11 protein-coding genes and 1 pseudogene are annotated in these 11012 nt (G+C 65.4%); 8 read left to right on the top strand and 4 right to left on the bottom strand.

What is annotated here, in order from left to right; genetic code table 11:
* Both PMI02_RS14310 and parE read left to right on the top strand, forming a co-directional pair.
* Positions 1-459: pseudogene (locus PMI02_RS14310) on the top strand (penicillin-binding protein activator); the annotation flags it as partial.
* A gap of 96 nt (positions 460-555) precedes the next feature.
* A complete protein-coding gene (gene parE / locus PMI02_RS14315) occupies positions 556-2565 on the top strand; it encodes a DNA topoisomerase IV subunit B (protein ID WP_007683963.1) in 2010 nt (669 codons plus the stop codon).
* Positions 2566-2621: 56 nt separating this feature from the next.
* Here parE and PMI02_RS27155 read toward each other — a convergent pair whose 3' ends face one another.
* A complete protein-coding gene (locus tag PMI02_RS27155) occupies positions 2622-2765 on the bottom strand; it encodes a hypothetical protein (RefSeq protein ID WP_157222525.1) in 144 nt (47 codons plus the stop codon).
* 37 nt (positions 2766-2802) lie between these two features.
* Positions 2803-4023 carry a glycosyltransferase family 87 protein gene (locus PMI02_RS14320; protein WP_007683964.1) on the bottom strand — a complete coding sequence of 407 codons (1221 nt, stop codon included), beginning with the start codon at positions 4021-4023 and terminating at the stop codon, positions 2803-2805.
* Between the two features lie 127 nt (positions 4024-4150).
* Between PMI02_RS14320 and PMI02_RS14325 the strand changes: the two genes are divergently transcribed.
* From PMI02_RS14325 to PMI02_RS14335, 3 genes are read left to right on the top strand one after another with little or no spacing between them, the layout of a single operon-like run.
* On the top strand, positions 4151-4996 hold the full coding sequence (locus tag PMI02_RS14325) for a MoxR family ATPase (RefSeq protein ID WP_007683965.1): 846 nt from the start codon (positions 4151-4153) through the stop codon (positions 4994-4996).
* Position 4997: 1 nt separating this feature from the next.
* Positions 4998-5429 (top strand): GFA family protein, encoded by a 432-nt coding sequence (locus PMI02_RS14330; protein WP_007683966.1) that lies wholly within the window; start codon positions 4998-5000, stop codon positions 5427-5429.
* 4 nt (positions 5430-5433) lie between these two features.
* Positions 5434-6615 (top strand): VWA domain-containing protein, encoded by a 1182-nt coding sequence (locus PMI02_RS14335; protein WP_007683967.1) that lies wholly within the window; start codon positions 5434-5436, stop codon positions 6613-6615.
* 143 nt (positions 6616-6758) lie between these two features.
* Here PMI02_RS14335 and PMI02_RS14340 read toward each other — a convergent pair whose 3' ends face one another.
* Together PMI02_RS14340 and PMI02_RS14345 are read right to left on the bottom strand one after the other, a co-directional pair.
* On the bottom strand, positions 6759-7958 hold the full coding sequence (locus PMI02_RS14340; RefSeq protein WP_007683968.1) for an exo-beta-N-acetylmuramidase NamZ domain-containing protein: 1200 nt from the start codon (positions 7956-7958) through the stop codon (positions 6759-6761).
* Positions 7955-8491, bottom strand: a complete 537-nt coding sequence (locus PMI02_RS14345) for a DOMON-like domain-containing protein (protein ID WP_036503917.1) — start codon at positions 8489-8491, stop codon at positions 7955-7957. The genes PMI02_RS14340 and PMI02_RS14345 overlap by 4 nt, the downstream gene beginning before the upstream one ends.
* 136 nt (positions 8492-8627) lie before the next feature.
* On the opposite strand from PMI02_RS14345, the gene tyrS reads away from it, so the two are divergent.
* The 3 genes from tyrS to PMI02_RS14360 form a co-directional block, all read left to right on the top strand.
* Positions 8628-9857, top strand: coding sequence for a tyrosine--tRNA ligase (gene tyrS, locus PMI02_RS14350; protein ID WP_007683970.1), 1230 nt, complete (start codon positions 8628-8630; stop codon positions 9855-9857).
* 104 nt (positions 9858-9961) lie between these two features.
* Complete coding sequence (locus PMI02_RS14355; protein WP_007683971.1) at positions 9962-10300, top strand: PilZ domain-containing protein; 339 nt, start codon at positions 9962-9964, stop codon at positions 10298-10300.
* A gap of 113 nt (positions 10301-10413) precedes the next feature.
* Positions 10414-11012, top strand: a 599-nt coding sequence (locus PMI02_RS14360) for a TonB-dependent receptor plug domain-containing protein (protein ID WP_007683972.1), incomplete at its 3' end; no start/stop codon positions are given.

Here is an 11012-nt window from a genome sequence, read left to right on the forward strand (position 1 = left end):
GGCAGCCTCTCCGCCCGAGCCGCCACGGCGTTCAAGGGCGCGAAGGGCGCGCCCGGCGGTGTACGCCTGCTCGGCACCGAACTGTGGAGCGGCGAGCGTGAACTGGCGACTACCCCCGCGCTTGCCGGCGCATGGTTTGCCACCGTTTCCGACCAGCGCTTCGGCCAGTTCTCCAAGAGCTACCGCGCGCGCTTCGGCGGCCAGCCGTTCCGCATCGCGACGCTCGGCTACGACGCGGTCCTCCTCACCCTCCGCGTCGCGCGCGACTGGAAGCCGGGTACACGCTTCCCCGCGGATTCCCTGCGCGACACCAAGGCGTTCCCCGGCGGTTTCCTGGGCGTCGACGGCGCGTTTCGCTTCACCAAGGGCGGCCTTGTTGAGCGGGCGCTCGAAGTGCGTGAGGTTCAAACGGGCACGGTCAAGGTCATCAGCCCCGCTCCGGTCAAGTTCGGAGAGTGAATCGCCGCGGGTTTGGACCCATCTTCGGGGTGACCTGCGGATAAAGGCCAAACCCGCGCTTGATTGCGGATTCGCGCGGCTCCTATAGTCGCGCCCATGGCCGACGACCTCTTCGACAAGCTCCCCGCCGCCACCGGCGAATCCTATGACGGTTCCGCGATCGAGGTGCTGGAGGGGCTTGAGCCCGTCCGTCGGCGCCCGGGCATGTACATCGGCGGCACCGACGAGCGTGCTTTGCACCACCTCGCTGCCGAAGTGCTCGACAACGCGATGGACGAGGCCGTCGCTGGCCACGCCAACCGCATCGAAGTCGTGCTGGAGGAAGAACCTGGCACGCCCGGCCGCCTGACCATCACCGACAACGGTCGCGGCATCCCGGTCGACGAACATCCCAAGTTCCCCGGCAAGTCGGCGCTGGAGGTCATCCTCTCGACGCTCCACTCAGGCGGCAAATTCTCAGGGAAAGCCTACGCCACCTCGGGCGGCCTGCACGGCGTCGGCATCTCGGTGGTCAATGCGCTTTCGGTGAAGACCCGCGTCGAAGTGGCCCGCAACAAGGAACTCTACGCGCAGGAATTCTCGCGCGGCGTGACGCTCGGCCCGATCCAGCGTGTCGGGGCCGCCCCCAACCGGCGCGGCACGGCGGTCACCTTCACGCCTGACATCGAGATTTTCGGCGAACAGAAGTTCAAGCCCGCGCGCCTGTTCAAGCTCGTGCGTTCGAAGGCGTACCTGTTCGCCGGCGTCGAAATCCGCTGGAAATGCGCGCCCTCGCTCGCGGTGGACGGCGTGCCCGCAGAAGCGACGTTCCAGTTTCCCGGCGGCCTCGCAGACCACCTCGCCGAGCAGATCGGCACGCGGGAATGCGTCACCACCCAGTTCTTCTCGGGTTCGCAGGACTTCCCCAAGGGCGACGACGGCTCCGAGCAAGGCCGCGTTGAATGGGCGATCGCCTGGCCGCTCTACTCGGACGGCGCCTATTCCTACTACTGCAACACCATCCCGACGCCCGATGGCGGCACCCACGAACAGGGCCTGCGCGGCGCGCTGACCAAGGGCATCCGCGCCTTCGCCGACCTTGTCGGGCAGGCCAAGAAGGCCAAGGACATCATCCCGGACGACGTGATCACCGGCAGCGAGGTCATGCTATCTGTCTTCATCCGGGATCCGCAGTTCCAGAGCCAGACCAAGGACCGCCTGACCTCGCCCGAGGCCGCACGCATGGTCGAGGCCGCGATGCGCGATCACTTCGACCATTTCCTGACCGACAACCTCGACCGGGGCAAGGCGCTGCTGGGCGCGGTGATGGAGCGCATGGATGACCGCCTGCGCCGCAAGGCGGAGCGCGAGGTCAAGCGCAAGACCGCCACCAACGCCCGCAAGCTGCGCCTCCCGGGCAAGCTGACGGACTGCTCGGGCGAAGGCAGCGGCGAAACCGAACTGTTCATCGTCGAGGGCGATTCGGCAGGCGGCTCGGCCAAGCAGGCGCGCGACCGCAAGACCCAGGCGATCCTCCCGATCCGCGGCAAGATCCTGAACGTCGCATCCGCCACCGCCGACAAGATCCGCGCCAACCAGGAAATCGCCGACCTCGGCCTCGCGCTGGGCTGCGGCCTGCGCAAGGACTGCAACGCCGACAACCTGCGCTACGACCGCGTGGTCATCATGACCGACGCGGACGTCGACGGCGCCCACATCGCGACGCTGCTGATGACGTTCTTCTTCCAGGAGATGCCCGACATCGTGCGCAAGGGGCACCTGTACCTCGCCCAGCCCCCGCTCTATCGCCTGGTCTCGGGTTCGACCTCGGCCTACGCTCGCGACGACGCCCACCGCGCCGAGCTGGAAGCCACGCAGTTCAAGGGCAAGAAGGTGGAAGTCGGCCGCTTCAAGGGCCTCGGAGAGATGAACCCGCAGCAGCTGCGCGAGACGACGATGAGCCCGGCGACCCGATCGCTCATCCGCATCACCCTGCCCCCCGAATACGAAGACCGCGCCGCAGTGAAGGATCTGGTCGACCGCCTGATGGGCCGAAATCCCGAACACCGCTTCCAGTTCATCCAGAACCGCGCCGGAGAGATCGACCCAGAACTGATCGACGCCTGATTGAACGGAACGCCCTCCCACTGCCTGGGGTAGCGGGAGGGTGCATGTACGGCTGCTTACTTCGCAGCCACCGATTGAGCAGACGGCGCCGCCCGGCCGGTCACGCCTCTGTCGTCGAATGTCCCGCTGAGCCGCACATTTCGATCACCCAGGCGCAGTGAAATCACGCGCGCATTGACGTAACCGGACTTGCCCCACATGCCCTTGTTCCGCACACAGCCCACAGTTATATCGCGCTTACGAGCAGATCGACCGATGGCGCAGGCAATCGTGGTCAGAAACCGCCGTAGTCCGCCGCCAAATCGCAGCGAATAGTCCCGCCAGCACCAACGGCATGATCGGCAGACCGACATTCATCGCCAAAGGCCGAGCGAAGGCGGGGGCCGCGAAAGTCAGGACGATTGCTAGTTTCTCCCAATCGCGAAAACCGTGGAGCAGGGCCTGTCTCATCAACCACGACAGCGGGAAGGCCAGCAGGACCATGTCGTAGTCGAGCACGAAGGGCGTCGCCAAGGGTGCGCCGGCGAGCGTCAGGGCAGCAAGTCCCGGCGACCAGCGACGACCCCAAGCGCTCCACGTCAGAAGTCCGGCAATGCCTAGGGTGACCAGCGCTTGCACCCCATAACCAAGGGCTGTTCGACCGCCGAGCAGCTTGAGGGCGGCAAAGGGACTGACCATCTTGGCATAGCCGACAGCGCCCCCCGCCATGGCATCTTCTGCGCGCGCGCTCGCGGCGAGCCAGTCCGGCCAGACCTCGTGCCCGAAAGCGAGCGCGGAACATGCGGCCAGCGCCAGGGCGGTCAGGGCTGCGGCGGCGATGACTTTCCACTCACGGGTCAGCAGCAAGACCAGCGGCAGCAGCAGGCCGAACTGCGGCTTGATCGTGGCAAGACCCATCAGCACGCCCGCCAGCACCGGCCGGGACGGCACCAGCCAGGCCCCAAGTCCGAGCAATCCGGCTACGAGGAACGATGTCTGCCCATGGGTGATCACTATCGGCACGGCCGGGAAAGCGAGGAACAGCAGCCACAGCGGCGTGCCGGTGCCGGCCTCGCGCCACCACACCTTCAACGCGGCGATGTAGACGGCCCCCGTCGCGATCAGCCAGCAGGCCAGCGCCGGGAAGTAACCGAGCAGTCCTAGCGGGCGGCAGAACGGCAGGAACAACGGCGGATAGAAGAACGCCGTATAGCCCGTATCGGAGGCGAAGAATGTCCGCTGCGCCGCGATGTGGGCAGCACCGTCGTATGGGTCGGCACCGAGATGAAGCATGTGCCCCACGGTCCAGAAGCTCACGAAATCGCTGCCGAGCAGGAAACCGTTGCGGTCGATCCCGCCGTGCGAGGTCAGGACCAGCGCTGCCAGCATCATGACGTTGAGCACTGCCAGCAGTCGCAGGTATCCCCTCGCCCGCGCCGCGTCCAGCCAGTCCATCCTGCGCAGGAAATCAGCCCCCATGGTCCATGCTCTGCAACGCCACGGCGGGGTTGTCCATGCCGCCTTGCTCGGTGCCGTGACGATCTTGTCTTGCTGCGGCGCACCACATAAGGCTTAATCGCATAGCTAATACGGACAGGACGGCTTCATGCAGCGCTTCGAAGGCACCAGCGATTATGTCGCGACGGAAGATCTCAAGGTCGCGGTGAACGCCGCCGTGCTGCTGCGCCGGCCCCTGTTGGTCAAGGGTGAGCCGGGCACCGGCAAGACCGTGCTGGCAGAGCAGATCGCCGCCGCTCTGGGCGCGCCGCTCATCACCTGGAACGTGAAGTCGACCACAAAGGCGCACCAGGGTCTTTACGAATACGACGCGGTGGCGCGCCTGCGCGACGGCCAGCTCGGCGACGAGCGCGTCCACGACATCTCGAACTACATCCGCAAGGGGAAGCTGTGGGAAGCCTTCACCGCGCCCGAGCTTCCCGTTCTGCTGATCGACGAGATCGACAAGGCCGACATCGAGTTCCCCAACGACCTCCTCGCCGAGCTCGATCGCATGGCTTTCGACGTCTATGAGACCGGCGAGCACATTGCCGCGGTCGAGCGCCCGATCGTTGTCATCACCTCGAACAACGAGAAGGATCTGCCCGACGCGTTCCTGCGCCGCTGCTTCTTCCATTACATCAAGTTCCCGGACCGCGAGACTATGGAAGCCATCGTCGACGTCCACTTCCCCGGCATCCAGAAGACCCTGGTGCGCAAGGCGATGGAGATCTTCTACGAGCTGCGCGACGTGCCGGGCCTCAAGAAGAAGCCCTCTACCAGCGAACTGCTCGACTGGCTCAAGCTGCTGCTGAACGAGGAGATGCCGCTCGATGTGCTGCAGAACAAGGACCCGGCCAAGGCCATCCCGCCGCTCCACGGCGCGCTGCTCAAGAACGAGCAGGACGTGATGCTGTTTGAGCGGCTCGCCTTCATGACGCGCCGGGGAGGCTGACATGCCCGCGCCCTACACCGGCAGCTGCAACTGCGGGGCGGTCACCGTCACCATCGGCGCCGAGCCGGTAGCGACCCGCCAGTGCTGGTGCCGCCAGTGCCAGCGTGTCGCGGCGGGCGGGCCGACCAACAATGCCATGTTCCCGACCGATGCGGTGACCATCACCGGCCCCCGGGCCGACCACGCCTATGTCGCGGCGAGCGGCAACGTGCTTACTCACGAATTCTGCCCCGGCTGCGGCACGCCCGTCCTCGGCCGCTCGACGGCGCGGCCGCAGTTCCGCACGATCCGGCTAGGCCTACTGGACGAAGGACACGGACTGAGCCCGCAGATGGCGATCTGGACCGACGAGGCGCCAGCGTGGGCGACGATCGACCCCGAACTGGAACGCTGGCCTTGCCAGCCTCCCCCGCCCGCCGCGCCGAAGGACTAATGGCGTGTTTCTGAACTTCATCGACGAACTGCGCGCGGCCGGCATTCCGGCCTCGCTCAAGGAACACCTCGTGCTGCTCGAAGCGCTCGACAAGGACGTGATCGAACAGACGCCGGAGGCGTTCTACTACCTCAGCCGCGCGACGTTCGTGAAGGACGAGGGGTTGCTCGACCGCTTCGACCAGGTGTTCAACAAGGTGTTCAAGGGTATCCTCACCGACTACGGCCAACAGCCGGTCGAGATTCCCGAGGACTGGCTCAAGAAGATGGCAGAGCGCTACTTTTCCGCCGAGGAGATGGAGAAGGTCAAGGCTCTCGGCTCGTGGGACGAGATCATGGAGACGCTCAAGAAGCGGCTCGAGGAACAGCAGAAGCGTCACTCGGGCGGCAACAAGTGGGTCGGCACCAACGGGACCTCGCCGTTCGGGCACTCGGGCTACAACCCCGAAGGCGTGCGCATCGGCGGCGAAGGCCAGCACGGGCGCGCGGTGAAGGTCTGGGAAAAGCGCGAGTTCGCCAATCTCGACAACACGAAGGAACTGGGCACCCGCAACATCAAGGTCGCGCTGCGCCGCCTGCGCCGATTCGCCCGTGAAGGCGCGGCGGAGGAACTGGACCTCGACGCCACAATAGCGGGCACCGCAAAGCAGGGCTGGCTCGACGTGGTCATGCGGCCCGAGCGGCACAATGCGGTCAAGGTGCTGCTGTTCCTGGATGTGGGCGGGTCGATGGACCCGTTCATCAAGCTGATGGAGGAGCTGTTCAGCGCGGCCACCGGCGAGTTCAATAACATGGAGTTCTTCTACTTCCACAACTGCCTCTACGAAGGCGTGTGGAAGGACAACAAGCGCCGCTGGTCACAGCGTACGCAGACCTGGGACCTGCTCCACAAGTACGGGCACGACTACAAGGTGATCTTTGTGGGCGATGCGGCGATGAGCCCCTACGAGATCAGCCATCCCGGCGGCTCGGTCGAGCACATGAACGAGGAAGCCGGTGCGGTCTGGATGAGCCGCGTAGTGCAGACCTATCCGGCGACGGTCTGGCTCAACCCAACGCCTGAACGGCAGTGGGAATATTCGAGCTCGACGAAGATGATCCGGGAGCTTGTGGGCGGCTCGATGTTCCCGCTGACGCTGGACGGGTTGGACAGGGCCATGCGCGAACTGACGCGGAAGAAGGGGTAAGATCCCGTCGTCCCCGCGAAGGCGGGGACCGCTGGGCACCTTTGAGGCGATAGTTCTCCGACAGTATCTGCGGGCAGGCGCCTGGCCGAGAGATGGGCGCGGCCCGGCCAGCGGTCCCCGCTTTCGCGGGGACGACGAGTTTCTCAGTACAGCAGCAGGTCTGCGATCTCCGCCTGCCATGTGGCCTCGTCCGCTCCAGCAATCGTATCGAGGTCGCCCGGCAGCGAGGCGGGATTATCGACCCACTCTCGAAGGGCAGGCCCGCCGTTGATGACGTCGATGGCGAGGCGGTCGAACTCATACTCGTAAGGGAAATCGCGCCACAGCGAATAGTCCGGGTACAGCCGGCGGATTGCCTTGAACGCGAGTGCCTGGAGCCGCCACGGCTGGAAAGCGTGGTGGTCGTATAAACCGCCCTCGGCGTGGATCATGATGCCGTTGCACAAGGTTCCGGCGTGCTTGTGGAAGGTCGGCTCGAACCAGCATTCGCGCAGCGCGCAGCCGGTCAGCCACTGCGGCGCGAAGGCCTGCATTTCGGCCAGCACCGCCTTGGCGTCGATGTCGGGCGCGCCGAACAGGACTTCGAGCGGGCGGGTGGTGCCGCGTCCTTCCGAAACCGTCGCGCCCTCGATCATGACGGTGCCGGCGTAGGCACGGGCCATGTTGAGGTTGGCGGCGTTGGGGCTGGGGTTGATCCAGATTCGGTCCTCCGGCCAGCCGAAACCTGGCGCTGCATCCGGCTGCCAGCCTTCCATGGCGATCACGCGGTAGTCCACGTCGAGGTTGAACTCGCGGATGAACCAGTGGCCCATCTCGCCCAGCGTCAGGCCGTGGCGCATCGGCATCGGCCCCGCGCCGACGAAGCTCTCCTGGCCCTCGATCAGCGTGGTGCCCTCCACCGGGCGGCCGGCAGGGTTCGGGCGGTCGAGAACCCAGACGCTCTTGCCCTCCCGCGCCGCTTCCTCGAGCAGGTAGAGCAACGTGGTCACGAAAGTGTAGATGCGGCAGCCAAGGTCCTGCAGATCGAAGAGGAAGACGTCGGCGGTCGCCATCATCGCGGCGGTCGGGCGGCGGACTTCGCCGTAGAGGCTGAAGACCGGGATACCATAGACCGCGTCGGTTTCGTCCAGCGTTTCGACCATGTTGTCCTGCTTGTCGCCCTTGAGCCCGTGCTGGGGCCCAAAGGCGCTGGTCACGTTTACCCCCGCCGCGATCAGCGCGTCGAGCGAATGGACCAGCCCCTCGGTCACCGAGGCGGGATGGGCGATCAGGGAAACGCGGCGACCCTCGAGGGGCTGGCGCAGGGCGGGGTCCGCGAGCAGGCGGTCGATACCGAACTTCATGCGCCGCTCGGTGCCGCAACCTTTTCGAGGAAGCAAGCCGGATCGTGGAAGTCGGGCGCATCGTTCGCATGGGCCAACGCCCAGTAGCTCTTTTGGCCGCCCTGCTCCTCCAGCACCGCCGTGAAGCCGCAGCGCCACGGCGCATCTGGAAGCCCGGAGACGGGAATGGCAGCGTCGAAGATAGCCATGTCGGTGCCTAGCCGCATCGCGCAGTCAGGCTCGCGCGGCATCGGCCGTTCGCTCATACCCTCGCGCCGCGCGGCGAAATCGTAGACGTTCCAGCGTTCGGACGGGGACAAGTTGATCTCGGCATAGGCGGTGCCCTCCCCGGCCTTGAGGAACAGCTCGAAACAGGTCGTCTGCCACAGGCCGTCGGCCCGGCCCTTGCCAGCGAAGGCGGGCACGACCAGCTTGCCGACGCCCAGCAGCTTCCAGCGCACGCGCAGCCACGTCGCATCGAAGCCGATGATGCGCGCCTCCATGCTTCGCACGGCGAGGGGAGGATGCGCGGGGTGGAAGGTGAGTTCAGCCATAGCGGAGGGGTACGGGTTCGCCCATCCCGGTGGCAATCGGGATTCGCCAGGAAGACGTTTCGCAGCGCCGCAGGTATCGTAATAGGATACTTTGCGTGCTAGTCGCGCCGCTCATTTCCAACGCCGAAGCGAGACGATGACCTACACCTCTTCCCTGCTCCGCCTGCTCAACGAGCGCGGCTACATCCACCAGACGACCGATGCAGAGGGCCTCGATGCCCTTGCCGCGAAGCAGGTGGTGCCGGGATATATCGGCTTCGACGCGACCGCGCCGTCGCTCCACATCGGCAGCCTCGTGCAAATCATGATGCTGCGCCGCCTCCAGCAGACCGGCCACAAGCCGATCGTGCTCATGGGCGGCGGCACCACCCGCATCGGCGATCCCACCGGCCGCGACGAGAGCCGCAAGATGCTGTCCGACGAGACGATCGAGGCCAACATCAAGGGCATCTTCTCGATCTTCTCGCGTCTGCTCAAGTTCGGCGACGGGCCGACCGACGCGGTCATGGTCAACAACCAGGACTGGCTCGGCCAGCTGGGTTACATCCAGGTACTGCAGGAAGTCGGTACCCATTTCACGGTCAACCGCATGCTGTCGTTCGATTCGGTGAAGCTGCGCCTCGAGCGCGAACAGCCGATGACCTTCCTCGAATTCAACTACATGATCCTGCAGGGCTACGACTTCCGCCACCTGTCGAAGGACAAGGGCGTGCGCCTGCAGATGGGCGGCTCCGACCAGTGGGGCAACATCATCAACGGCGTCGAGCTGACGCGCCGGATGGATTCGCAGGAAGTCTTCGGCGTCACCACGCCGCTGCTGACCACGGCGGACGGCGCGAAGATGGGTAAGTCTGTCGGCGGTGCGGTCTGGCTCAACGAGGACCAGCTTCCCGCCTACGATTTCTGGCAATACTGGCGCAACTGCGACGACCGCGACGTGGGCAAGTTCCTGCGCCTCTTCACCGACCTCCCGCTCGACGAGATCGCCCGTCTCGAAACGCTGGAAGGCGCCGCGATCAACGACGCCAAGGTCGTGCTGGCCAACGAAGTCACGAAGCTGTGCCGCGGCGAGGATGCAGCCGTCGCCGCGGCGTCCACCGCGCAGGCGACCTTTGCCGGCGGCGGCATGGGCAACGACCTGCCCACGATCGAGGTCGATGCCGAAGGCGTCCGCCTTGCCGCGGCCTGCACCGCGCTGGGGTTCGTCGCATCCAATGGCGAGGCCAAGCGCAAGATCGCTGAAGGCGCCGTGCGACTCGACGACGAAGCCGTCTCCGACCCGGCCCTGCTCATCACCGTGCCCGAAGGGGAGAGTCGCAAGCTCAGCCTCGGCAAGAAAAAGCATGGCGTGATCAAACGCGTCTGATGTCCTGCCCGGTCCGACCCACCCTCGGACCGGGGGGATTTACCGATTGTTTGCCATTTGCATTTATGGACACCTGACGGTCCAAAGAACAAAGGCAACGTACCATGAGTGCAGGAGCGCAGCTCACTGTAACTGACAAGAGGCGCGCAGCGCGCCATCCGGTCGACTACACCGTGATCGCAGAGCATCGCCAGCTTGGCGACCTCGACCTGCACATCGTCAACATCTCGGCCCAGGGATTCATGGTTCAGGGCGACGTCGGCCTCGATCGCGGCGAGCGCGTCGTAATGCGCCTGCCCGTGATCGGCCGCATCGAGGCGCACATGATCTGGGCCCACGAAGGGCGTGCCGGCTTCCAGTTCGAGCGCATCATCCGTGTGGACGACTTCCTCAAGCTGGTCGATACCCTGCAGCCCAACCCCCGCCTGCGCCCTCGTCGCTGAAGAATTCAGGTTTCGGCCCGCCACCACTCACTTCGTCGCTCGTAAAGCTCGCTTCAGCGCAGTCACAAAACTCCATATTGATATAGTATAACATCACAACTAGCGGGAAGCGCATGGACACGCAGACTTCCCGAATCGCCCTGCTGGCTGTCGCCGGCTTCCTCACGACATGCAGCGTGGTGGCGCTCCCGACTACCTCACACGCACAGGATACCGCGGCAGCCGCATCTACGGCGCGCAACGCTGACGCCGCCCATGCGCCGGCGCATTCGGACGGACAGGACGACGGCAAGGACATCGTCGTCGTGGGCCATCCGCCGACGGACTATGGCCTGCTCGCCGCGACGGCCAGCATCTCCGGCGACACGCTGGTCGCCGAAACGCGCGGGCAGATCGGCGAGATCCTGAATTCCCTCCCCGGTGTTTCATCGACCAGTTTTTCCCCGGGTGCTTCACGGCCGGTACTTCGCGGATTCAGCGGTGACCGCGTGAGCGTGCTCACCGATGGCATCGGCTCGCTCGACGCCTCCAACGTCTCCGTCGACCACGCGGTCGTCTTCGACCCTCTGACGGTCGATCACATCGACGTCTTCCACGGCCCCTCGGTGCTACTGTTCGGCGGCAACGCCATCGGCGGTGCCGTCAATGCGATCGACAAGCGCATCCCGCGTCAGGTTCCCGACCGGATAACCGCCACTGGTATCGGCAGGTA

This window comes from Novosphingobium sp. AP12, from assembly GCF_000281975.1.
GTDB lineage: Bacteria > Pseudomonadota > Alphaproteobacteria > Sphingomonadales > Sphingomonadaceae > Novosphingobium.

Coding starts and splice junctions, on each gene's coding strand:
- parE (WP_007683963.1), top strand. CDS start 556: ATGGCCGACGACCTCTTCGACAAGCTCCCCGCCGCCACCGGCGAATCC.
- PMI02_RS27155 (WP_157222525.1), bottom strand. CDS start 2,765: ATGTGGGGCAAGTCCGGTTACGTCAATGCGCGCGTGATTTCACTGCGC.
- PMI02_RS14320 (WP_007683964.1), bottom strand. CDS start 4,023: ATGGGGGCTGATTTCCTGCGCAGGATGGACTGGCTGGACGCGGCGCGG.
- PMI02_RS14325 (WP_007683965.1), top strand. CDS start 4,151: ATGCAGCGCTTCGAAGGCACCAGCGATTATGTCGCGACGGAAGATCTC.
- PMI02_RS14330 (WP_007683966.1), top strand. CDS start 4,998: ATGCCCGCGCCCTACACCGGCAGCTGCAACTGCGGGGCGGTCACCGTC.
- PMI02_RS14340 (WP_007683968.1), bottom strand. CDS start 7,958: ATGAAGTTCGGTATCGACCGCCTGCTCGCGGACCCCGCCCTGCGCCAG.
- PMI02_RS14345 (WP_036503917.1), bottom strand. CDS start 8,491: ATGGCTGAACTCACCTTCCACCCCGCGCATCCTCCCCTCGCCGTGCGA.
- tyrS (WP_007683970.1), top strand. CDS start 8,628: ATGACCTACACCTCTTCCCTGCTCCGCCTGCTCAACGAGCGCGGCTAC.
- PMI02_RS14355 (WP_007683971.1), top strand. CDS start 9,962: ATGAGTGCAGGAGCGCAGCTCACTGTAACTGACAAGAGGCGCGCAGCG.